This is a genomic window from Herbaspirillum aquaticum (genome assembly GCF_002213425.1).
GTDB classification, from domain to species: Bacteria; Pseudomonadota; Gammaproteobacteria; order Burkholderiales; family Burkholderiaceae_D; genus Herbaspirillum; species Herbaspirillum aquaticum.
In genome coordinates this window covers 184,891-206,242 of the sequence record NZ_NJGV01000009.1, presented here as the reverse complement: position 1 = coordinate 206,242, position 21,352 = coordinate 184,891, and the positions used below count along the sequence as shown (strand labels likewise).

Genomic DNA, 21,352 nt, shown 5'->3' with positions numbered 1-21,352 from the left:
GATGATTGTTGGGCGTCTCGCCACACGCAAAAAAACCCGGCCAGCTTGCGCCGGACCGGGTTGAGGGACTACCGAGGAGGAGGTTTCGGCTTATCGCTTTACCATTCGGCAAAGCTGCCATCCTTGTGGCGCCAGATCGGGTTGCGCCAGCGGTGGCCGACTTCGGCGCGCTGGCGGACATACTCTTCGTTGATCTCGATGCCCAGGCCAGGGCCTTGCGGGATCTTGACGTAGCCGTCCTCATACGCGAACACGTTCTTGTCGCGGATATAGTCCAGCAGGTCATTGCTTTCGTTGTAGTGAATGCCCAGGCTCTGCTCCTGGATGAAGGCGTTGTAGCTGCCGGCATCGACCTGCAGGCAGGAGGCCAGCGCGATCGGGCCCAGCGGGCAGTGCAGCGCCAGCGCCACGTCGTAGGCTTCGGCCATCATGGCGATCTTGCGGGTCTCGGTGATGCCGCCGGCGTGCGAGACGTCCGGCTGGATGATGTCCACATAGCCCTCGGAGAGGATGCGCTTGAAGTCCCAGCGCGAATACAGGCGCTCGCCCAGGGCGATCGGGGTCGAGGTCAGGTGGGCGATTTCCTTCAGGGCCTCCGAGTTTTCCGACAGCACCGGTTCTTCGATGAACATCAGCTTGTACGGCTCCAGTTCCTTGATCAGGACCTTGGCCATGGGCTTGTGCACGCGGCCGTGGAAGTCCACGCCGATGCCCACGTTCGGGCCCACGGCTTCACGCACGGCTTGCACGTTGGCCAGGGTCAGTTCGATCTTGTCGTGGCTGTCGATGAATTGCAGTTCTTCGGTGCCGTTCATCTTCACGGCGGTGAAACCACGGGCCACGGCATTCTTGGCCGCCGCTGCAGTATCGGCCGGGCGGTCGCCGCCGATCCAGGAATAGACGCGAATGGAGTTGCGCACCGCGCCACCGAGCAGCTGGTGCACCGGTACGCCCAGGGCCTTGCCCTTGATGTCCCACAGGGCCTGGTCGATGCCGGCCAGGGCGCTCATGTGGATGGCGCCGCCACGGTAGAAGCCGCCGCGATAGAGCACGGTCCAGTGGTCTTCGATGTTGCGCGGGTCCTTGCCGACCAGGTAGTCGGCCAGCTCGTCCACGGCCGCCGCCACGCTGTGGGCGCGGCCTTCCACGATGGGCTCACCCCAGCCGACGATGCCCTCGTCGGTCTCGATCTTGAGGAAGCACCAGCGCGGGGGCACGATGAAGGTGGAGATCTTGGTGATTTTCATTGTTCGGTCCGGTTATGCGTTTAATCTGTCTACTCTATTAATCTGCCTGGCAGATGAATGATCGCTGTGCGATCGGTTACAACGGCGAATCTCTGTTGACGGGAAATCAGCCCAGCGCCTTCCAGGCCGCCACGAAGGCGTCGGCACGCTGGCGCACCGCATCGGCGGACAGGCCCGGCGTGTACAGTGCCGACCCCAGGCCGAAGCCGGAGGCACCGGCCGCGCGGAATACGGCCATGCCTTCGGGCGTGATGCCGCCGACCGGCAGCAGGGCGATGTCGCGGGCGATCACGGCACGCCAGGCCTTGACCACCTGCGGTCCCAGCTGTTCGGCCGGGAACATCTTGAGGACGTCGGCACCGTTTTCCAGCGCCGCAAAGGCTTCGGTCACCGTGGCCACGCCCGGGGCGCTGTAGAGGCCCGCATCACGCGCGGCGCGAATCACGGCGCCATCGCTGTGGGGCATGACGATCAGTTCGCCACCGGCGTTCTTGACGTCCTGCACCAGGGCAGGCTTCAAGACCGTGCCTGCACCGACGATGCAATCGGCCGGCAGGCTCTTGCGCAGGATGCTGATGCTGGCCAGCGGTTCGGGCGAATTGAGGGGGACTTCGATGATGCGAAAGCCACTTTCATAGAGGGCCGCGCCGATGGCTTGGGCCTCGTCGTTGCGCACGCCGCGCAGGATGGCGATCATGCCGGTGCTGCGCAGGGCGTCGTGGAATCGTTGGGCTTGGGTGGTCATGGTGTTTTCCGTGGTGCTGGTGCGTAGTGCGTTGTTGGTCAGGCGGATCAGGCCAGCAGGCCGGCGTGTTGCGCCAGGTTCCACAGGCCCGCCTCGGTGGCGCCCTCGGCCTCGACGGCCGGGCCCAGTCCGTAAAGGTCCAGCGCCAGCCGGTAGCGGCGGCACAGCCCGGCGTCGCCGATGAGGACGATGGCGGGCGTGGTCGGATGGAGATTCTTCAGGGCGGCGATCTCGTGGCCGATCAGCAGGCCCGAGAGATAGTCCGGCTGGGCGTCGGCCGCCAGTTCGCCGGTCAGGCCCAGGGTGCGGCTGCTGAAGATGTTGGAGAGCACGCCGGCCTTGCCCTGCGCGCTCTTTGCCACGCCGGCGCCGCGCAGGAAGGCGGCGTCATCGGCCACCTCCGGTTTTTGCATGGTGCGGCCCAGGATGGTGTGGCCGCACAGGGCAGCATAGACTTCGCCGGTCATGAAGGTATCGAAATGTTCGATGCGCCCGTCGACCACGCGCACCCATTTGGAGTGCGTACCCGGCAGGCCGATCAGCAGTTCGCGCTCGGTGCGTGTCTGCAGGGCGCCGATGACCTGGGTCTCTTCGCCGCGCATGACGTTGGGCAACGCGCCGGGTTCCAGCAGGCCAGGCACGATCCACAGCGCACGGCCCAGGCCGGTATCGACTTCGGTCAGCTGGCTGCCGATCAGGGATGGTGCCAGCGGCACGTTCAGGTAGGCGGCTTCACGCCAGCCCTGCTTGCTGCCGACCATGCCGGCCGCGATCAGGGGCGCGGCGGGCGCGGCCTTGAGCCAGTCGCCGCACGCCGCTTCCAGCGCGGCACGGTAGGGCGCGTGGGCATCGTCGCCATGGCCCACGGCGGGCAGGTTCATGATGCCCCAGGGATGGGCGCGGCGCTCCACCACCTGGCCACGGCCATCAAAGCGATAGCAGCGCAGCGAGGAGGTCCCCCAGTCGAGGGCGATCAGGGCGCAGTCTTGATTCGTTTCTTGAGTCATCGTCATCGGTTGCCGGCGTCAGCGCGCCAGGCTTGTCTGTTGGGTGGTGGCCCGGACTGGCTCCTGGGCGATATCGCAGACCGTGAAGCGGGTCAGCAGCACCATGTCCTCGCCCGGCGCCAGCGCGATCAGGCCGGGCTGCTTGGGCTGGTGGAAGGCATCGATGGGATGCGTGACCGGCTCCAGGCAGAAAAACGGCAGGCCGTTGGGGCGGTACATCAGCACATAGCCGCTGCGGTCCGTGGTGTGCATCTGCAGCCGCAGGCCGCGCGTGGGATCTTCGATCATGGCCAGGCCATCCCAGCCCTCGAAGCAGTTGTCGATCAGGCCGCCCTGCAGCGGGGCTGCGCGGTTGTAATCCCAGCCGGCCGGCAGCTCGCGCGAGAAGCCGGTAGGGATGCGATCCGGTCCGGACAACCACACGCCGCGCGAGCGGAATTGCAGGCGGGTTTGCACGTCATGCAGGAAATACGGATGCAGGCCCAGGCCGTAGGGCAGGGTTTCTTCGCCCGTGTTGGTCACGCGCAGCTCGATCTCCAGTGCGTTCTCGCGCAGGGTCAGGACCTGCCGCGCACGATAGATGTAAGGGTTGCCGTCGCAGCGCACCGAGTCCAGTTCCAGCGTCATGCGGTCCTCGGCCTGGGACACGATGGTCCAGGCCTGGCGCCAGCTGTCGCCGTGGATGGGATAGGGCTCGCCGGCGCGGTTGGGGGCCAGCGGGTAATGCTTGCCATTGAAATCGAAGCCGCCGCCGGTGATGCGATTGGACCAGGGCAGCAGCGGGAAGCACGCGGTCGCGTACAGCTTGGCCGGGTCAGCACTCCACGGGCGCAGCAGCGGCAGCCACTTGCGTTCACGCTGCCATTCCCAGCCGGCCAGTGCGCCGCCCAGCGCCGGCAGCACGTGCAGACGCTGGCGCCCTGATTGCAGGGTATGGATTTCCGGCAGCCCCTGGGCGCCTGCGGATTGGGCATCGCTTGCTCGGGATGGCATGGTGTCTCGTGTCTTGTTATGGAGTGCTGCGTGCATCGTTGGCACAGGAACGCGTTGTCCATCGCGTCGTCCCCAATGGGGCTGTCTGAAGGCGTCGGCAGGAAGAAGGAGTTGGCTCACGTAGGGTCGCGCCCGGTCTTCATGCAGTGCGCTTCAAAAAAATCTGGCTGATCCTATCACCGCACTCCGATAGGGAATAATGAAAAAAACATCGCAAACGATATCAAAAATGCGCGCCGCATGCCGGCAAGCAAAACGACCGGCCTGCGTGCCCCGGTACGCCTCACGAAGAGACAGGTCGGTCCCAACGATGCGCGAAACGATATCGAAAAACATTAAAAATTCATTGGATGCGAATTGGTCGCTTGCCTAATATGGAGCGCGAATCAAGGACGATCAGGGCTGTCCGCGATTCCAACCGCACCGCGCCGCTTCCAACGCATACCTACAAGTCAAACTCACCCCGGCGCAGCGCACCCCACGCATAGAACAAAGGGAAGTCCACAATTCCCTGTCAACGGAGACTGACAATGAACTCGAAGAGAAGAGCGCTTCTGGGCGCAGCCATTTGCATGAGCCTGGGCAGCGCCGTGAGCTTCCCCGCCTTTGCCGCCGACAAACCACTGACCATGGGCTTCTCGCAGGTGGGTGCCGAAAGTGAATGGCGCACCGCCAATACCGTATCGATCAAGGATGCCGCCAAGCAGGCCGGCGTCAACCTGAAATTCGCCGACGCCCAGCAGAAGCAGGAAAACCAGGTCAAGGCGATCCGCTCCTTCATCGCGCAAAAGGTCGACGTGATCGCCTTCTCGCCGGTGGTGGAATCGGGCTGGGAAACCGTGCTGCGTGAAGCCAAGGCCGCCAAGATCCCGGTCATCCTGACCGACCGCGCCGTCAACGTGAGCGACAAGTCGCTCTACGTCACCTTCATCGGTTCGGACTTCGTGGAAGAAGGCCGCCGGGCCGGCCGCTGGCTGCTCGACAAGGCCAAGTCCATGCCTGCTGGCGACATCAACATCGTCGAACTGCAAGGCACCGTGGGCTCGGCGCCTGCCATCGACCGCAAGGCCGGTTTCGAGGAAGTCATCAAGAGCGAGCCGCGCCTGAAGATCATCCGCTCGCAGACCGGCGACTTCACCCGTGCCAAGGGCAAGGAAGTGATGGAGGCCTTCCTCAAGGCCGAGGGCAAAAAGATCAACGTGCTCTACGCGCACAATGACGACATGGCCATCGGCGCCATCCAGGCCATCGAAGAAGCGGGCCTCAAGCCGGGCAAGGACATCACCATCATCTCCATCGACGGCGTCAAGGGTGCCTTCGAAGCCATGATGGCCGGCAAGCTCAATGTCACCGTCGAATGCAGCCCGCTGCTGGGCCCGCAACTGATGCAGATCGCCAAGGACATCAAGGCAGGCAAGGAAGTCCCCAAGCGCATCACCACCGAGGAAGGCATCTTCCCGGCGGAAGTGGCGGCCAAGGAATTCCCGAACCGCAAGTATTGATGCCGGCATGACGGCAGCGCGCGCGCACTGGATTGTCCAGGGCGCGCGCGTCGCTGGGTTGGCCTGATGGGCGCGCCGGCGGTCGCTTGCGCATGCCCCCCAGGATTCCGATGCTTCTGATGGAGTTGCGATGACGATGTCTGTCGGGACGCAGGCGCGTCCCATGCTGGAATTGAGCGGTATCCACAAGGCATTCGCGGGCGTGAAGGCGCTCACCGATGTCGGCCTGCGGCTGTTCCCGGGGGAAGTGCATACCCTGATGGGACAGAATGGCGCAGGCAAGTCCACGCTGATCAAGGTCTTGACCGGCGTGCATGAACCCGATGCAGGCAAGATCGAACTGGATGGCCGCGCCATTGCGCCGGCCTCTACCCTGGAGGCGCAGTCGCTGGGCATCAGCACGGTCTACCAGGAGGTCAACCTGTGTCCCAATCTCTCCGTGGCCGAGAACATCTTCGTCGGCCGCTATCCTCGCCGCTTCGGCCGCATCGACTGGAAGAGCGTGCACGCGCAGTCCAGGCAACTGCTGCAGCAGCTGCAGATCGATATCGATGTCGGCGCGCTGCTGTCGTCCTATCCGCTGGCGATCCAGCAAATGGTGGCGATCTCGCGTGCGCTCTCGGTGTCGGCCAAGGTGCTCATTCTCGACGAGCCGACCTCCAGCCTGGATGAAGCCGAGGTCCAGCAACTCTTCAAGGTGCTGCGCCGCTTGCGCGAGCAGGGCATGGCGATTCTCTTCGTCACCCACTTCCTGGACCAGACTTACGACATCTCGGATCGCATCACCGTGCTGCGCAATGGCGTGCGCGAAGGCGAATACCTGGTCGGTGACCTGTCGCGCCTGGACCTGGTCAACAAGATGGTCGGTGTGACTGCGGTGGATCATCGCAAGGTCGAGGCCGGTGCCGACGCACTGGCCGCCGGATTGTCGGCCGATGAATCCGGCGCGGGCGAGGTCTTCCTGCAGGCTGATGGCTTTGGCCAGCGCGGTGTGCTGTCCCCGCAGGACCTGGAATTGTGCCGCGGTGAAGTCTTCGGTTTGTGCGGTTTGCTCGGTTCCGGTCGGACCGAGATGGCGCGCCTGCTGTTCGGTGCCGACCGCGCCGATTGCGGACAATTGCGCATCGAAGGCCGCAGCGTGAAGCTCGATAATCCGCGTGATGCGATTGCGGCCGGTATCGGTTTCTGTTCGGAGGATCGAAAGAAGGAAGGCGCCATCCTCGAATTGTCCGTGCGCGAGAACATCATCCTGGCGCTGCAGGCGCGCCAGGGATTGTTCCGAGTGCTGCCGCGCAAGCGCCAGAACCAGATCGCTGCCGATTACGTCAAGTGGCTCGGCATCAAGACCGCCGACCTGGAAACGCCGATCGGCCTGCTCTCCGGAGGCAACCAGCAGAAGGCCTTGCTGGCGCGCTGGCTGGCCACCGATCCGGGCATGCTGATCCTGGATGAACCCACACGCGGCATCGACGTGCGGGCCAAGCAGGAGATCATGGATTTCGTCATCGCCATGTGCCGCAAGGGCATGTCGATTCTTTTCATTTCCTCGGAGATTCCCGAGGTCCTGCGCTGCAGCGACCGCATGCTGGTGCTGCGCGACCGGCGCGCCTGCGGCGAGTACCGTCGCGGCGAGCTCGATGAGCAATCGGTCTTGCAGGTGATCGCGGGAGAGGCCGCATGAGTGCATCCATGGATTCCAAACTGATTCCCGACAGTGCCGCCACTGGCGGCGCGCCGGCGTTGACAGCGCTGCTGCATCATCCGCTGGTGCGTCCGCTGGCAGCGCTGGCCTTGCTGCTGCTGATCGATTTCCTGCTGGTGCCGGGCTTCTTCAAGCTGGAGATCAAGGACGGCCACTTGTATGGCGCGCTGATCGACATCATCAACCGTGCCGCACCGCTCATGCTGGCAGCACTCGGCATGACGCTGGTCATCGCCACGCGCGGTGTGGACATCTCGGTCGGCGCGGTGGTGGCCATCTCGGGTGCCGTCGCGTCCATCTTGATCGGCGGCAAGATGGTGGTGGTCGATGGCGTCTCGCAATACGTCAGCAATGTGCCGATGGTGTGGGCACTGTGCGCGGCGATGGGCGCGGCACTCCTGTGCGGTGCCTGGAACGGCTTGCTGGTGGCCGGTCTCGGGCTGCAGCCCATCATCGCCACGCTGATCCTGATGGTAGCCGGACGCGGGCTGGCGCAGCTGCTGACCGATGGACAGATCGTGACGGTGTATTACAAGCCCTTCTTCTTCCTGGGGGGCGGCTACCTGTTCGGATTGCCGTTCTCGCTCTACATCGCCGGGGGCATGTTCCTGCTGCTGGCGCTGTTGATGAGGAAGACCGCGCTGGGCTTGTTCATCCAGTCGGTCGGCATCAATCCGGTGGCGTCCCGCCTGGCCGGCATCCGTACGGCCGCGCTGATCTTTTTCGTCTACATGTTCTGCAGCGCCTGCGCTGGTCTGGCGGGACTGATGATCGCTTCCAACATCAAGAGTGCCGACGCCAACAATGCCGGCCTGTTGCTGGAGCTGGACGCGATCCTGGCCGTGACCCTGGGCGGCACCTCGCTGGCCGGGGGCAAGTTCAGCCTGGTAGGCAGCGTCATCGGTGCGCTCATCATCCAGACGCTGACCTATACGATCTATTCGCTGGGCGTGCCGCCTGAAGTCAATATGGTGGTCAAGTCCATCGTGGTGTTCCTGGTCTGCCTGTCGCAGTCGCCGGAATTCCGCCGCATGTTGAGGATGTCCAAATCATGATGCTTGCTTCTTCCTTGCGGCGCGCTTCGCACGCGCCGTGGTTCACGTCCATGGTCACGGTGGCGCTGCTGGTGCTGATGCTGGTCATTGGTGCGTTTGGTTACGATGGCTTCCTCTCGCCCCAGGTGATGCTGAACCTGCTGATCGACAATGCCTTCCTGCTGGTGGTGGCCGTCGGCATGACCTTCGTCATCCTCTCCGGCGGCATCGACCTCTCGGTCGGTTCGGTGCTGGCGCTGACCACCATGGTGGCGGCCTTCCTGCTGCAGAACTGGCACTGGCCGCCGCTGCTGGTGATCGCCACCGTGCTGCTGATGGGCGCAGGCTTCGGTGCGGCGATGGGCGCGATGATCCATTACTTCAAGCTGCAGGCCTTCATCGTCACGCTGGCCGGGATGTTCTTGGCGCGCGGGCTGTGCTACCTCATCAGCATCAATTCCATCACCATTGATGAGCCGCTGTTCGTGGAACTGTCGCAGTCGCGGCTGGAGTTCGGCGGACTGTTCATCTCGCCCAGCGTGGTCATCGCCCTGATCGTGCTGGCGGTGGCGATCTGGATGGCGCATGGCACGCGCTTCGGACGGGCCGTCTACGCCATCGGTGGCAGCGAGAGTTCGGCGCTGCTGATGGGCTTGCCGGTGGGACGGACCAAAGTCCTGGTGTATGCCTTCAGCGGTTTCTGTGCATCGGTGGGCGGCGTGCTGTTTTCCTTTTATATGCTCTCGGGGTATGGACTGCATGCGCAGGGCGTGGAGCTGGACGCGATTGCGGCCGTGGTCATCGGCGGCACCTTGCTCACCGGCGGCTATGGTTACGTGGCCGGAACACTGACCGGCGTGCTCATCCTTGGCGTGATCCAGACCCTCATTGCCTTCGATGGCAGCCTCAGTTCCTGGTGGACCAAGATCTTCATTGGGGCGCTGCTGTTCGTCTTTTGCGTGGCGCAGCGAGTGATTTCTTTGGGAGCCCTGCGCGGCAAAACGGCCGGATCGGCGAAAGCCGCGCCAGCCGTGGCTTAGGCGGGATTTTTTAAGCTTAATTAAGATAACTTTACATAGAGGGAGTTATACCGAAAAACATATCCATTACGCTCAAAAAATCATTAGAAATGTATTGGTAAAGCAATTAATATAGAGCCCGCAAAACAGTTGCTCTGCATGACATTCATCAGAACTAGAGGCGCTGTTTTAGAAATAACTACAACACGCCATTCCATAAATAGAGACTGGAGACTCGAAGCATGAAAATCAAATCCGTATTGAGCGGTATTGCCCTCGGCCTGGGCGTCACCCTGATGTCCATCAGCGCCCAAGTGAGCGCGCAGAGCAAGCAGCTGGTCGGCGTGGCCATGCCCACCAAGTCCTCGGCCCGCTGGATCGCCGACGGCAACAACATGGTCAAGGTCCTCAAGGAAAAGGGTTACCAGACCGACCTGCAATACGCGGAAGACGACATCCCCAACCAGCTGTCCCAGATCGAGAACATGCTGACCAAGGGCGCCAAGGTGCTGGTGATCGCCGCCATCGACGGCACCACCCTGACCGACGTGCTGCAGAAGGCCGCCGACAAGGGCGTCAAGGTCATCGCCTATGACCGCCTGATCCGTGGTTCCAAGAACGTCGACTACTACGCCACCTTCGACAACTTCCAGGTCGGCGTGCTGCAGGCACAATCGCTGGAAAAGGCGCTGGGCCTGAAGGAAGGCAAGGGTCCGTTCAACATCGAACTGTTCGGCGGCTCCTCGGACGACAACAACGCCTTCTTCTTCTACAACGGCGCCATGTCGGTGCTGAAGCCCTACATCGACAGCGGCAAGCTGGTGGTGCGTTCCAAGCAGATGGGCATGGACAAGGTCGCGACCCTGCGCTGGGATCCGGCTACCGCCCAAGCCCGTATGGACAACCTGCTGTCGGCCTTCTACACCAACGCCAAGGTCAACGCCGTGCTGTCCCCGTATGACGGCCTGTCCATCGGTATCCTGTCCTCGCTGCGCGGCGTCGGCTACGGCACCCCGCAACAGCCGTTCCCGTATGTCTCGGGCCAGGATGCGGAAGTGCCTTCGGTCAAGTCCATCATCCGTGGCGAGCAGTACTCCACCATCTTCAAGGACACCCGCGAACTGGCAAAGGTTACCGTCGGCATGGTTGACGCCGTCTTGGGTGGCAAGCAGCCCCAGATCAACGACACCAAGACCTACAACAACGGCGTGAAGGTCGTGCCGTCCTACCTGTTGAAGCCGGTCGTGGTCGACAAGTCGAACTGGAAGGAAGTCCTGGTTGGCAGCGGCTACTACACCGAAGCTCAACTGAAGTAAGCATCATCGTGTAATACGCAGGCGGCCGGCATCCTCGATGTCGGCGCCGCCTGCGGCAGTACCGCAAGACCCAACAAGAACAAAAATCACCGTAAGCAGAACAGCATGGTCCCGCTCTGTGCGGGACTAATTCTTTCAGCAGGTTGCGCTTGCCCCAATGCAACGCGCAAGAGACAAATAAGTCCGGCTACGTCATCCACGCAAGACCGGCAAAAGAGAGGTCAGCATCATGAGCAACATTCTGGAAATGCGCGGCATCGAGAAGAGCTTCCCGGGTGTGAAGGCGTTGAACAACGTCAACCTGGCAGTGCGCGAAGGCGAGATCCACGCGATCGTCGGCGAAAACGGCGCCGGCAAATCCACGCTGATGAAGGTGCTCTCGGGCGTCTATCCGCACGGCAGCTATTCCGGCGACATCGTCTACAAGGGTGAGGTCCGTGCCTTCAAGGATATCCGCGACAGCGAACACCTGGGCATCATCATCATCCACCAGGAACTGGCCCTGGTGCCGCTGCTGTCCGTGATGGAAAACCTCTTCCTGGGCAACGAGCAAGCTCGTGGCGGCGTGATCGACTGGGAACAATCCTACGTGCGCGCCAAGGAACTGCTGGCCAAGGTCGGACTGAAGGAATCCCCGCTGACCAAGGTCGGTGACCTCGGTGTAGGCAAGCAGCAGCTGATCGAGATCGCCAAGGCGCTCTCCAAGGAAGTCAAGCTGCTGATCCTCGATGAACCGACCGCCAGCCTCAATGAAAGCGACTCCGATGCGCTGCTGGAACTGCTGCTCGAACTGAAGCGCCAGGGCATCGCCTCGATCCTGATCTCGCACAAGCTCAACGAAATTTCCAAGGTGGCCGATTCCATCACCGTGCTGCGCGACGGCACCACGGTCGATACCTTCGACTGCCGCGCTGAACCGATCAGCGAAGACCGCATCATCCAGCACATGGTGGGCCGCGAAATGGCCGACCGCTATCCGCAGCGCGATCCGCAGATTGGCGACGTGATCTTCGAAGTGCGCGACTGGCGTGTACACCACCCGCTGCACTCGGACCGCCTGGCCATCAAGGACGTCAACATGACGGTGCGCGCCGGCGAGATCGTCGGCATCGCCGGCCTCATGGGCGCGGGCCGTACCGAGCTGGCCAAGAGCATCTTCGGCCGCGCCTACGGCAAGAAGATCACCGGCCAGGCTTTCCTGCACGGCAAGGAAGTGGACCTTTCCACCATCGAGAAAGCGATCGACAAGGGCATCGCCTACGTCACCGAAGACCGCAAGGGCGATGGCCTGGTGCTGGAAGAAGACATCAAGAAGAACATCTCGCTGGCCAACCTGGGCGGCGTCTCCGAGCGTACCGTCATCGATGAGGCGCGCGAGTACAAGATCGCTGCAGATTTCAAGCAGCAGATGCGCATCCGCTGTTCCAGCGTGCTGCAGAAGGTGGTCAACCTCTCCGGCGGCAATCAGCAGAAAGTGGTGCTGTCGAAGTGGCTGTTCTCCCAGCCGGAAGTGCTGATCCTGGATGAACCCACGCGCGGCATCGACGTCGGCGCCAAGTTCGAGATCTACAACATCATCAGCAAGCTGGCCGCCGAGGGCAAGTGCATCATCATGATCTCCTCGGAAATGCCGGAGCTGCTGGGCATGTGCGACCGCATCTACGTGATGAACGAAGGCCAGTTCGTGGGCCACCTGCCCAAGGCCGAAGCGACCCAGGAAAGCATCATGCGCGCCATCATGCGCAACAAGCGCATCAATGACCCGGGCCTGTCGCAGGCTGCCTGAGACCCATTACCAAGCCGGAGCCAAACCGGCAGCATCACCCATAAAGTCCATCAAGACCAGAGAGCACCCGAGGAGCAAGACAATGGAGAGCATTGACATGAGCAAGAAACCGGCTGCGGCCGCCGCCAGCGGCGCCGTCGAGAAGAAGGACTACGGCAGCTTCCTGAAGAACAACATGCGCGAATACGGCATGCTGATGTCGCTGGTGGCCATCATGGCCTTCTTCCAGATCATGACCGACGGTACGCTGATGCGTCCGCTGAACCTGACCAACCTGGTCCTGCAGAACAGCTACATCGTCATCATGGCGCTGGGCATGCTGATGGTGATCGTGGCCGGCCACATCGACCTGTCGGTGGGCTCGGTGGTGGGCCTCATCGGCGCGCTGGCCGCGGTGCTGATGGTGGACTATGGCTGGGGCTTCGTGCCGGCCTCCATCGTCTGCCTGATCGCCGGTGCCTTGATCGGCGCGGCGCAGGGCTACTGGATCGCCTACTTCAAGATCCCGTCCTTCATCGTCACCCTGGCCGGCATGCTGGTCTTCAAGGGCATGGCGCTGGCGCTGCTGCAAGGCCAGTCCCTGGGCCCCTTCCCGCAGACTTTCCAGATGCTGTCCTCGGGCTTCATCCCCGAACTGACCGACAACATCACCTTCCGCACCACCTCGCTGATCGTGGGCATCATCGCGGCCGTCGTGCTGATCCTGGTCAAGCTGCACGGTCTTCGCAAGCAGACCAAGCACGGCATGGAAGATGAACCGGCCATGTTCTTCCTGCTCAAGAACGGCGTCTTCGCCATCGCCATCATCGCCTTCAGCTACCTGCTGTCGACCTATCGCGGCATGCCCAACGTGCTCATCATCATGTTTGCGCTGATGGTGCTCTACACCTTCATCACCAGCCGTACCACCCTGGGCCGTCGCGTCTACGCCGTGGGCGGCAATGAAAAGGCGGCCAAGCTGTCGGGCATCAAGACCGAGCGCGTGTCCTTCTTCACCTTCGTCAACATGGGCGTGCTGGCGGCACTGGCTGGCCTGATCTTCGCGGCCCGCCTGAACACCGCCACCCCCAAGGCTGGCCTGGGCTTCGAGCTTGACGTGATCGCAGCCTGCTTCATCGGCGGCGCATCGGCTTCGGGCGGCGTGGGCAAGGTCATGGGTGCGGTCATCGGCGCCTTCATCATGGGCGTGATGAACAACGGCATGTCCATCATGGGCATCGGCATCGACTACCAGCAGATGATCAAGGGCCTGGTCCTGCTGATGGCTGTCTGCTTCGACGTCTACAACAAGAACAAGTAATCCGGATCAAGCAAGGCGGGCCTGGCGCCCGCCTTTTGCATTCGGGTGCAAGCGTTTTTCGAGATCCTTCGTTTTCTGTCATTCGGGAATTCAACAATGAGTAGCGACAAAAAAGACAAGAGCCGCACCCTGCGCTCGGCCGGCTGGTTCGGTACCGCCGACAAGAACGGTTTCATGTACCGCAGCTGGATGAAGAACCAGGGCATCCCCGACCACGAGTTCCAGGGCAAGCCGGTCATCGGCATCTGCAACACCTGGTCGGAACTGACGCCCTGCAATGCCCACTTCCGCAAGATCGCCGAACACGTGCGTCGCGGCATCATCGAAGCCGGTGGCTTCCCGGTGGAGTTCCCGGTGTTCTCCAACGGCGAGTCCAACCTGCGCCCGACCGCCATGCTGACCCGCAACCTGGCCAGCATGGACGTGGAAGAATCGATCCGCGGCAATCCGATCGATGGCGTGGTGCTCTTGACCGGCTGCGACAAGACCACCCCGGCCCTGCTGATGGGCGCGGCCAGCTGCGACGTGCCGGCCATCGTCGTGACCGGCGGTCCGATGTTGAACGGCAAGCACCAGGGCCGCGATATCGGTTCCGGTACCGTGGTGTGGCAATTGTCCGAACAGGTCAAGGCCGGTGAAATCACCATCCACGACTTCATGGCGGCCGAAGCCGGCATGTCGCGTTCGGCCGGTACCTGCAACACCATGGGCACCGCTTCCACCATGGCCTGCATGGCCGAGTCGCTGGGCGTGTCGCTGCCGCACAATGCAGCCATTCCCGCCGTGGATGCGCGCCGCTATGTTCTCGCGCACTTGTCCGGCATGCGTATCGTCGACATGGTCTGGGAAGGCCTGACCCTGTCCAAGATCCTGACCCGCAAGGCCTTCGAGAATGCCATCCGCACCAATGCCGCCATCGGTGGTTCCACCAATGCCGTGATCCACCTGAAGGCCATCGCCGGCCGCATCGGCGTGGACCTGGAACTGGAAGACTGGACCCGCATCGGCCGTGGCACCCCGACCATCGTCGACCTGCAGCCCTCGGGCCGCTACCTGATGGAAGAGTTCTACTACGCCGGTGGCCTGCCGGCCGTACTGCGCCGCCTGGGCGAAGCAGACCTGCTGCCGCACAAGGATGCGCTGACCGTCAACGGCCAGACCATGTGGGACAACGTCAAGGATGCGCCGATCTACAATGATGAAGTGGTGCGCCCGCTGGCCAAGCCGCTGATCGAAGATGGCGGCATCTGCATCCTGCGTGGCAACCTGGCGCCGCGCGGTGCGGTCCTGAAGCCCTCGGCCGCTACTCCCGAGCTGATGAAGCATCGCGGCCGCGCCGTGGTCTTCGAAGACTTCAACCACTACAAGGAACGTATCAACGATCCTGACCTGGATGTCGATGCCAGCTGCGTGCTGGTGATGAAGAATGTCGGCCCCAAGGGTTATCCGGGCATGGCCGAAGTGGGCAATATGGGCTTGCCGCCCAAGGTGCTGGCGACCGGTGTGAAGGACATGGTCCGCATTTCGGATGCGCGCATGAGCGGTACCGCCTACGGCACCGTGATCCTGCACGTGGCTCCGGAAGCCGCTGCTGGCGGTCCGCTGGGCATCGTCCAGGATGGCGACTTCATCGAGCTTGACGCCTATGCCGGCAAGCTGCAGCTGGATATCAGCGAAGAAGAGATGCAACGCCGCCTGGCCGAACGCGCCAAGGTGCTGGCCGAGCGCAAGCCGGAGATGGCCGGCGGCTACCAGTCCCTGTATGTGGACCGCGTGCTGCAGGCTGACGAAGGCTGCGACTTCGACTTCCTGGTCGGCTGCCGTGGCGCGGCCGTGCCCAAGCACTCGCACTGATCTTCTTCCCGTCATCATGATGCCGGTGCCGCGCCTGGCGCGCGCACCGGCCTGCAAGGAAACCCCATGAGCAATACCCCCCAGAACGTGCAACTGGCGAACTTCCCCAGCCTCAAGGGCAAGCGCGTCTTCATCACCGGCGGCGGCACCGGCATCGGTGCGGCCATTGTCGAAGCCTTTGCGCAACAGGGCGCGCATGTCGCTTTCGTCGATATCGCCACCGAGGCCAGCGAGGCGCTGTGCAATGAAGTGGCCGCTGCCGGCTACCCCAAGCCGCTGTTCCGCCATTGCGACCTGCGCGACATCCCCGCTTTCCAGGCCACCATCGCCGAGCTGCAAGCGCAGCTGGGCGACTTCGACGTGCTGGTCAACAATGCCGCCAACGACCAGCGCCACAAGCTCGAAGAAGTGACGCTGGACTACTGGAACGACCGCATCGCCATCAACCAGCGTCCGTCCTTCTTCGCCGTGCAGTCGGTGGTGGAAGGCATGAAGCGCCGTGGCGGCGGTTCCATCATCAACTTCAGTTCGATCAGCTGGCACCAGTCCGGTGGCGGCTTCCCGGTCTACACCACAGCCAAGGCCTCGACCCTGGGCCTCACGCGTGGCCTGGCGCGCGACCTCGGTCCGCACAAGATCCGCGTCAATACCGTGACACCGGGCTGGGTCATGACCGAACGCCAGATCCAGCTGTGGCTGGACGAAGAAGGCAAGAAGTCGATCGCCCGCAACCAGTGCCTGCAGGGCGACCTGCTGCCCTGGCACCTGGCGCGCATGGTGCTGTTCCTGGCCGCAGACGATAGCGCGATGTGCACCGCGCAGGAATTCATCGTCGACGCTGGCTGGGTGTGACAGTCTTTACGGCGCGCACTTGCGCAACGGAGCAGAAAGAGTCGCCAAATGGCGACTCTTTTTTTGCGCAAATTTTGCGCAAACGCCAAAAGGGCTTGGAGACGGGAAGGGAAATGCGGCAGTTTTAGAAAAAAGCTGTATGACAGCTTGGAAAAACTTAGATTTTTACGCGTTTGAAGTGTTGTTTTTTAGCCGCGTTTTTTTAAAGTTTCGGGGTGCGTGATTTCTGTTTTGATGCCGCGTCGGAAGGCGATTTCAGAGTGTCTTACGTTACCTTACATTTCTTAATAAAACTCGGCGCAGCAAACCGACCCCGGCATGGTCCTGGCCGGGCTGCCGGGGTGGATCAGTAGATCATTTTGGCCACTTCACGGATGGCTTGCAGTACCAGGTTGGCCCCTGGCGAGAGCAGGTTGTCCTGGCGCGTGATGATGCCAAAGCCGGCCATGCGGCAGGGCAGCTCGATGGGCAGGATGTCCATCAGGCGGGCCTGGGTGTAATAGCGCGCCACCTCGGTGGGCATGGCGTAGATGAAATCGGTCTGCTGCAACAGGCTGGTGATGAACAGGATGGCGGTCGTGTCGACCACGTTGGAGGGCGGTGCCAGGCCTTGCTCACGGAACATCTGGTCGCAGCGTGCGCGCAGGATGCTGCCCTTGGGGGCCATGATCCAGGCCTCGCTGGCCAGGTCGGCCAGGCTCAGGTCGGTACGGGTGTGGAAGGGGTGGCCCACGCGCGCCACGGCGCACACCGGCTCGTCAGCCAGCTCCTCATAGAGCAGTCCGCCGCGGGCTTCCTCGTCCAGGATGCGGCCGATGATGAAGTCCAGCTCGCCGTGCAGCAGGCGTGAGAGCAGGATGTTGCTGCTTTCCATCTCCACGCCGATGCGCAGCATCGGGGCCTGTTCCTTGACCCGCGCGATGGCTGGCGGCAACAGGGCCATGCCGGGCGAGAGGATCACGCCCACATCGACCTGGCCGGACAGGCCGGACTTCAGGGCCACGATGTCCTCATGGGCCTTGGACAGGCTGGTCAGGGCCATGCGCGCATGGCGGATCATGGCCTCGCCATAGATGGTGGGCCGCATGCCGCGCGGCAGGCGCTCGAACAGCGACACGCCCAGCATGTCTTCGAGGTCCTTGAGTTGCTTGGAAGCAGCCGGCTGCGTCATGTTCAGCTCGCTGGCAGCGCGGTGGATGTTGCGGGTGTCGTCGAGAGCGATCAGCAGAAGGAGTTGGCGGGTCTTCAATCGCGCCCGCAGAAACCAGTTCGGGTCACTGTTTTTCATAAGTCTCCGGGGACGGTTTTTAGAACCCATTTCGTAAATAGGCACTCACACCTATTTACGAAATGGATTCTAAATTTTTTCAATCGTTTTTTTATTAGGAATTGATGATATCAAATCGCATATCGGAATTGCTAAAGATTTCATTGGAAAGACATGAACTGAATACTTAGTATCTAGCCACATTCCGGGCTGTACAGGAGACAACCAGCGCAGCAGCGGGATGAAAGAAGAGAAGGTCGGGCAGCATCAAAAACAACAAGTTGGGAGACTGTCAGGAGTCCGTCAGGATCCAGGGGTCTGAAGTGCAACGCTGCACGGCCAAGCCCACCGACGAAAAAAATTTTAAACGGCAATATCCACGGAGACTATTCATGAAGCAAGTGAAGCCATCCTTTATTGGAGCAAAGACCCTGTGCGCGCTCGCGCTGATGGGTGCGTTCTCGGCACAGGCGCAGGCGCAAAGCAGTGTCACCATCTACGGCCGCGTGGTCGCCGGTGTGGACATCATGACCAACGTTCCCAAGAATGACGGCTCCGGTACCACTGGTACTCGCGTTCGTTCGGCCAGCAACCAGTGGGGCACCAGCATGATCGGCTTCAAGGGTACGGAAGATCTGGGCGGCGGTACCAATGCCTTCTTCCTGCTGGAGTCCGGTTTTGGCTCCACCACCGGCGGCCTGAACGGTACCGACATCAACGGTACCTCACTGTTCAACCGTCGTTCCTACGTCGGTCTGTCGTCGGCTAACGCCGGTACCCTGAAGCTGGGTAAGAACCTGTTCATCAACAATGACGTCTGGTTCCTCGATCCGACCGGCCAGCAATGGATCGGCACCGCCAACCTGGTGCGCGGTCGTAACTGGCCCGGCGCCAGCAACGTGATCGAGTACACCACCCCGACTTTCGGTGGTTTCGGCGCTACCCTGCAGACCAGCCTGGGTGAAGCAGCGGGCTCGTTCAGCAAGGGTGGTACCAGCACCAAGTACGGTCGCAAGGACGGTCTGTCCCTGGTCTACCAGAACAATGGCCTGGAGCTGCGCGGTATCTATGACGTGGTGCGTGACCCCAACGGTCGCTACACCGACGTGTATGACACCTCCAAAGAGTTGATCCTGGGCGGTACCTACAAGATCGACAAGCTCAAGCTGTTCCTGGGCTATGAGAACCTGCGTGCGCCCGATGTCAACGTCGCCAGCGGCGCACCGGATCGCGTTAACCATTACTGGCTGGGTGCGAACTACGACGTGACCTCGCAACTGCAACTGGTCGGCTCGGTGTTCCACGTCAATGCGAACAATGGTAACGGTAGCGCCAACCTGTTCATGGCCGGCGTGAACTACTTCCTGTCCAAGCGCACCCTGCTGTACGTGGGCGCTGGCACCATGCGCAATGGCAACAACGCCAACTATTCGCTGGAAGCAGACAGCTCCACCGGCGGTGGCAAGGGCACCAATCAGACCGGCGGTTACTTCGGTATCGCCCACTCGTTCTGATGCAACGAACAGCAGTAATGTAATCCTTCCTGAGGTGGTCTTGATGTAGTTGAGGGTGGGCGCAAGCCCACCCTTTTTTGTCGTTGTGACGGACGTTTCATGGCGTCCTTCAAACAATTTATATCGTTTGTTTCATTGACTTGATTGGTAGGCGGAATCCCGATGAATGCGCAATTGCTGGTCGACGGACATCATGAACTGGGCGAAGGCGTGCTGTGGTGCGAGCGCTCGCAGACGGTCTTCTGGACCGATATCCATGCTTCCCGCCTGTGGAACCATGATCCCGCCAGCGGTGCCACCCGCAGCTGGGCCATGCCGGAACGCCTGTGCTGCTTTGCCTTCACGGCCGATCCGCAGCGCCTGCTGATCGGACTGGCCTCGCGCCTGGCCTTCTTCGAGCTGGATAGCGGGAAAATCAGCCCGATCTGCCGCATCGAAGATGACCTGCCGAGCACGCGCCTGAACGATGGTCGCTGCGATCGCCAGGGCCGCTTCGTCTTCGGTACGCTCAATGAAGATGCGGGCCGCGCCCCCATCGCCAGCTTCTATCGCCTCAATGCCGACCTGAGCCTGGAGCGCCTGGCGCTGCCGGGCATCGCCATTTCCAACAGCATCTGCTTCAGCCTCGATGGCAAGCTGATGTATCACTGCGACTCCATGGCCGGCAAGATCATGGTGTGTGATTACGACACCGCCAGCGGTGCGGTGGGCCATCAGCGCCTCTTCGCCGACCTGGCGCAGCAGCCGGGCGGCCCCGATGGGTCGACCGTCGATGCGGACGGCTACCTGTGGAATGCCCAGTGGGGTGGTGCGCGCGTGGTGCGTTTCGCGCCGGATGGCCGCATTGACCGCATCATCGACATGCCCACGGCGCAGCCTTCCTGCGTGGCTTTCGGCGGTGCGGCCTTGGATACCTTGTTCGTGACCACCGCCTACGAGGGCATGAGCGCCGAACAGCGCGCCGAGGATGCGCTCGCCGGAGGCCTCTTCAGCGTGCCGGGACTGGATGTGCGCGGCTTGCCCGAAGTGCGCTTCGCCGGCTGAGGCCGCCACGCGCGTGCGGCCTCCCCGCACGCAACTCTTCCACCGGGTCCGGATTCAGGACCCGAAACTCGAATCCCCCATCAGCCGCGACAGCCGCGCCGAGACTTCCTGGACGATGCCTTGCACCTCATCCAGGCTGGGGTTGACCTTCTTGTCGATGCGTTCGATGTAGGGCACGTTCAAAGCCGCCAGCATGCGGTTGTTGGCCCCCATCACCGGGTAGGACAGGTTGATGACGCCGCGGATCTGCCGGCTTTCCATGCGCGAGTGGCCGCGTTTGCGCGTGTCCTCGATCTGGCGCATCAGTTGCGCCGTCTCGATTTCCTGTTCGCCATCCATGCGCACGTGCGCAGCCAGCATGCCGGCGCGTTCGGCCTCGTCGCGGAAGGCCAGCAGCACGTGGCCCGAGGCCGTATCGGTCAGGCTCACCAGCGCACCGACCTTCAGTCCGAAGGCCCAGCGTTCGGGGCTGTCGACTTGCGCCACCACGATCACCCGTCCCGCCTCATAGACCGTCAGGTGCGTGGACTGCATGGCGCGGTTGGCCAGCTCGCGCATGTGGGGCAGGGCGGTGCTGACCAGTGAGCGGATCGGCTGGTGATGGTGCGCCAGTTCGAACAGCTTCAGCGACAGGCGGTAATGATCGTTGTCGGCCACCAGGTAGCCGCGCTGTTCGAGCGTGACCACCATGCGAAAGATTTCAGTGACGCTGCGCCCCAGCTGTCGCGAGATCTGGTTCAGGGTCAGCATCTGTTCCGAGCGGCTCAACAACTCCAGGATATCCAGTCCCTTGTCCAGCGCCGGCGCGGCATAGCGGGTCTTGCCGCTGGCGCTTTCCTCTTCATGGTCGGCGGCCGTCTGTATGGCAGGGGCCTCGGCAGGATTGATTTTGCGGGTTCTGGGCATGGCGTTTCGGGGCGCAATAGGGAGCGGGATCGCAAAAACGGTGCGTTTCTGGGGCCGGATTGTAGGTGATTTTGATGAAAAATCCATTTTATTCATGAAATATTTTTTCATGAATGATTCCATCGCCCCAGCTCGTCATTCCGAAAATGATATCAATCAGAGCGGAAACTTCATCGGGCTGGCGCTGCAGTGGGAGGATAATCGAGGTTATGCTCTGCAACTCACAGATGAAATGATATTTTATTTGTGAGTAAATACAAAAGA

20 protein-coding genes are annotated in these 21,352 nt (G+C 62.0%); 13 read left to right on the top strand and 7 right to left on the bottom strand.

Annotated elements, in window-relative coordinates; genetic code table 11:
- Window positions 1-98 precede the first annotated feature (98 nt).
- From dgoD to CEJ45_RS12100, 5 genes are all read right to left on the bottom strand, one after another.
- Entirely contained in the window at window positions 99-1,247 is a 1,149-nt protein-coding gene (gene dgoD, locus CEJ45_RS12120; protein WP_088755358.1) for a galactonate dehydratase, read from the bottom strand.
- A 106-nt stretch (window positions 1,248-1,353) separates the two neighbouring features.
- Complete coding sequence (locus CEJ45_RS12115) at window positions 1,354-1,992, bottom strand: 2-dehydro-3-deoxy-6-phosphogalactonate aldolase (protein ID WP_088755357.1); 639 nt, start codon at window positions 1,990-1,992, stop codon at window positions 1,354-1,356.
- Window positions 1,993-2,039: 47 nt separating this feature from the next.
- Window positions 2,040-2,999, bottom strand: coding sequence for a 2-dehydro-3-deoxygalactonokinase (locus CEJ45_RS12110; RefSeq protein ID WP_088755397.1), 960 nt, complete (start codon window positions 2,997-2,999; stop codon window positions 2,040-2,042).
- An 18-nt stretch (window positions 3,000-3,017) separates the two neighbouring features.
- Window positions 3,018-3,992 (bottom strand): aldose 1-epimerase, encoded by a 975-nt coding sequence (locus tag CEJ45_RS12105; RefSeq protein WP_088755356.1) that lies wholly within the window; start codon window positions 3,990-3,992, stop codon window positions 3,018-3,020.
- A gap of 153 nt (window positions 3,993-4,145) precedes the next feature.
- Window positions 4,146-4,328 carry a hypothetical protein gene (locus CEJ45_RS12100; protein WP_088755355.1) on the bottom strand — a complete coding sequence of 61 codons (183 nt, stop codon included), beginning with the start codon at window positions 4,326-4,328 and terminating at the stop codon, window positions 4,146-4,148.
- Between the two features lie 194 nt (window positions 4,329-4,522).
- Here CEJ45_RS12100 and CEJ45_RS12095 point away from each other — a divergent pair, with 194 nt between their 5' ends.
- The 10 genes from CEJ45_RS12095 (at window position 4,523) to CEJ45_RS24550 (ending at window position 16,580) form a co-directional block, all read left to right on the top strand.
- Window positions 4,523-5,494: an ABC transporter substrate-binding protein gene (locus tag CEJ45_RS12095; RefSeq protein WP_039789112.1), complete on the top strand. Its 972-nt coding sequence runs from the start codon at window positions 4,523-4,525 to the stop codon at window positions 5,492-5,494.
- A 130-nt stretch (window positions 5,495-5,624) separates the two neighbouring features.
- Complete coding sequence (locus CEJ45_RS12090) at window positions 5,625-7,175, top strand: sugar ABC transporter ATP-binding protein (protein ID WP_088755354.1); 1,551 nt, start codon at window positions 5,625-5,627, stop codon at window positions 7,173-7,175.
- Window positions 7,172-8,251, top strand: coding sequence for an ABC transporter permease (locus CEJ45_RS12085; protein WP_088755353.1), 1,080 nt, complete (start codon window positions 7,172-7,174; stop codon window positions 8,249-8,251). Before CEJ45_RS12090 ends, CEJ45_RS12085 begins: the two co-directional genes overlap by 4 nt.
- On the top strand, window positions 8,248-9,270 hold the full coding sequence (gene yjfF, locus CEJ45_RS12080; protein WP_088755352.1) for a galactofuranose ABC transporter, permease protein YjfF: 1,023 nt from the start codon (window positions 8,248-8,250) through the stop codon (window positions 9,268-9,270). Before CEJ45_RS12085 ends, yjfF begins: the two co-directional genes overlap by 4 nt.
- Before the next feature lie 221 nt (window positions 9,271-9,491).
- Complete coding sequence (gene chvE, locus CEJ45_RS12075; RefSeq protein WP_088755351.1) at window positions 9,492-10,565, top strand: multiple monosaccharide ABC transporter substrate-binding protein; 1,074 nt, start codon at window positions 9,492-9,494, stop codon at window positions 10,563-10,565.
- A gap of 229 nt (window positions 10,566-10,794) precedes the next feature.
- A complete protein-coding gene (mmsA, locus tag CEJ45_RS12070) occupies window positions 10,795-12,351 on the top strand; it encodes a multiple monosaccharide ABC transporter ATP-binding protein (protein ID WP_088755350.1) in 1,557 nt (518 codons plus the stop codon).
- An 82-nt stretch (window positions 12,352-12,433) separates the two neighbouring features.
- Window positions 12,434-13,651: a multiple monosaccharide ABC transporter permease gene (gene mmsB / locus CEJ45_RS12065; protein ID WP_088755349.1), complete on the top strand. Its 1,218-nt coding sequence runs from the start codon at window positions 12,434-12,436 to the stop codon at window positions 13,649-13,651.
- A gap of 96 nt (window positions 13,652-13,747) precedes the next feature.
- Window positions 13,748-15,505 carry an IlvD/Edd family dehydratase gene (locus tag CEJ45_RS12060; protein ID WP_088755348.1) on the top strand — a complete coding sequence of 586 codons (1,758 nt, stop codon included), beginning with the start codon at window positions 13,748-13,750 and terminating at the stop codon, window positions 15,503-15,505.
- Between the two features lie 66 nt (window positions 15,506-15,571).
- Window positions 15,572-16,357 (top strand): SDR family NAD(P)-dependent oxidoreductase, encoded by a 786-nt coding sequence (locus tag CEJ45_RS12055; protein WP_088755347.1) that lies wholly within the window; start codon window positions 15,572-15,574, stop codon window positions 16,355-16,357.
- A gap of 19 nt (window positions 16,358-16,376) precedes the next feature.
- Window positions 16,377-16,580 (top strand): hypothetical protein, encoded by a 204-nt coding sequence (locus tag CEJ45_RS24550; RefSeq protein ID WP_141106997.1) that lies wholly within the window; start codon window positions 16,377-16,379, stop codon window positions 16,578-16,580.
- A 123-nt stretch (window positions 16,581-16,703) separates the two neighbouring features.
- On the opposite strand, the gene CEJ45_RS12050 is transcribed toward CEJ45_RS24550, so the two are convergent.
- Entirely contained in the window at window positions 16,704-17,645 is a 942-nt protein-coding gene (locus CEJ45_RS12050) for a LysR family transcriptional regulator (RefSeq protein ID WP_088755346.1), read from the bottom strand.
- A gap of 371 nt (window positions 17,646-18,016) precedes the next feature.
- On the opposite strand from CEJ45_RS12050, the gene CEJ45_RS12045 reads away from it, so the two are divergent.
- Together CEJ45_RS12045 and CEJ45_RS12040 are read left to right on the top strand one after the other, a co-directional pair.
- A complete protein-coding gene (locus CEJ45_RS12045; RefSeq protein WP_088755345.1) occupies window positions 18,017-19,138 on the top strand; it encodes a porin in 1,122 nt (373 codons plus the stop codon).
- Between the two features lie 162 nt (window positions 19,139-19,300).
- On the top strand, window positions 19,301-20,182 hold the full coding sequence (locus tag CEJ45_RS12040; protein ID WP_088755344.1) for an SMP-30/gluconolactonase/LRE family protein: 882 nt from the start codon (window positions 19,301-19,303) through the stop codon (window positions 20,180-20,182).
- A 54-nt stretch (window positions 20,183-20,236) separates the two neighbouring features.
- On the opposite strand, the gene CEJ45_RS12035 is transcribed toward CEJ45_RS12040, so the two are convergent.
- Entirely contained in the window at window positions 20,237-21,088 is an 852-nt protein-coding gene (locus CEJ45_RS12035; protein ID WP_088755343.1) for an IclR family transcriptional regulator, read from the bottom strand.
- On the opposite strand from CEJ45_RS12035, the gene CEJ45_RS24545 reads away from it, so the two are divergent.
- The gene (locus CEJ45_RS24545) at window positions 21,072-21,338 is read left to right on the top strand and encodes a hypothetical protein (RefSeq protein WP_141106996.1); all 267 of its coding nucleotides are present in this window, start codon (window positions 21,072-21,074) and stop codon (window positions 21,336-21,338) included. The genes CEJ45_RS12035 and CEJ45_RS24545 overlap by 17 nt on opposite strands.
- Window positions 21,339-21,352: the final 14 nt, after the last annotated feature.

Coding starts and splice junctions, on each gene's coding strand:
- dgoD (WP_088755358.1), bottom strand. CDS start 1,247: ATGAAAATCACCAAGATCTCCACCTTCATCGTGCCCCCGCGCTGGTGC.
- CEJ45_RS12115 (WP_088755357.1), bottom strand. CDS start 1,992: ATGACCACCCAAGCCCAACGATTCCACGACGCCCTGCGCAGCACCGGC.
- CEJ45_RS12110 (WP_088755397.1), bottom strand. CDS start 2,999: ATGACTCAAGAAACGAATCAAGACTGCGCCCTGATCGCCCTCGACTGG.
- CEJ45_RS12105 (WP_088755356.1), bottom strand. CDS start 3,992: ATGCCATCCCGAGCAAGCGATGCCCAATCCGCAGGCGCCCAGGGGCTG.
- CEJ45_RS12100 (WP_088755355.1), bottom strand. CDS start 4,328: ATGTTTTTCGATATCGTTTCGCGCATCGTTGGGACCGACCTGTCTCTT.
- CEJ45_RS12095 (WP_039789112.1), top strand. CDS start 4,523: ATGAACTCGAAGAGAAGAGCGCTTCTGGGCGCAGCCATTTGCATGAGC.
- CEJ45_RS12090 (WP_088755354.1), top strand. CDS start 5,625: ATGACGATGTCTGTCGGGACGCAGGCGCGTCCCATGCTGGAATTGAGC.
- CEJ45_RS12085 (WP_088755353.1), top strand. CDS start 7,172: ATGAGTGCATCCATGGATTCCAAACTGATTCCCGACAGTGCCGCCACT.
- yjfF (WP_088755352.1), top strand. CDS start 8,248: ATGATGCTTGCTTCTTCCTTGCGGCGCGCTTCGCACGCGCCGTGGTTC.
- chvE (WP_088755351.1), top strand. CDS start 9,492: ATGAAAATCAAATCCGTATTGAGCGGTATTGCCCTCGGCCTGGGCGTC.
- mmsA (WP_088755350.1), top strand. CDS start 10,795: ATGAGCAACATTCTGGAAATGCGCGGCATCGAGAAGAGCTTCCCGGGT.
- mmsB (WP_088755349.1), top strand. CDS start 12,434: ATGGAGAGCATTGACATGAGCAAGAAACCGGCTGCGGCCGCCGCCAGC.
- CEJ45_RS12060 (WP_088755348.1), top strand. CDS start 13,748: ATGAGTAGCGACAAAAAAGACAAGAGCCGCACCCTGCGCTCGGCCGGC.
- CEJ45_RS12055 (WP_088755347.1), top strand. CDS start 15,572: ATGAGCAATACCCCCCAGAACGTGCAACTGGCGAACTTCCCCAGCCTC.
- CEJ45_RS12050 (WP_088755346.1), bottom strand. CDS start 17,645: ATGAAAAACAGTGACCCGAACTGGTTTCTGCGGGCGCGATTGAAGACC.
- CEJ45_RS12045 (WP_088755345.1), top strand. CDS start 18,017: ATGAAGCAAGTGAAGCCATCCTTTATTGGAGCAAAGACCCTGTGCGCG.
- CEJ45_RS12040 (WP_088755344.1), top strand. CDS start 19,301: ATGAATGCGCAATTGCTGGTCGACGGACATCATGAACTGGGCGAAGGC.
- CEJ45_RS12035 (WP_088755343.1), bottom strand. CDS start 21,088: ATGCCCAGAACCCGCAAAATCAATCCTGCCGAGGCCCCTGCCATACAG.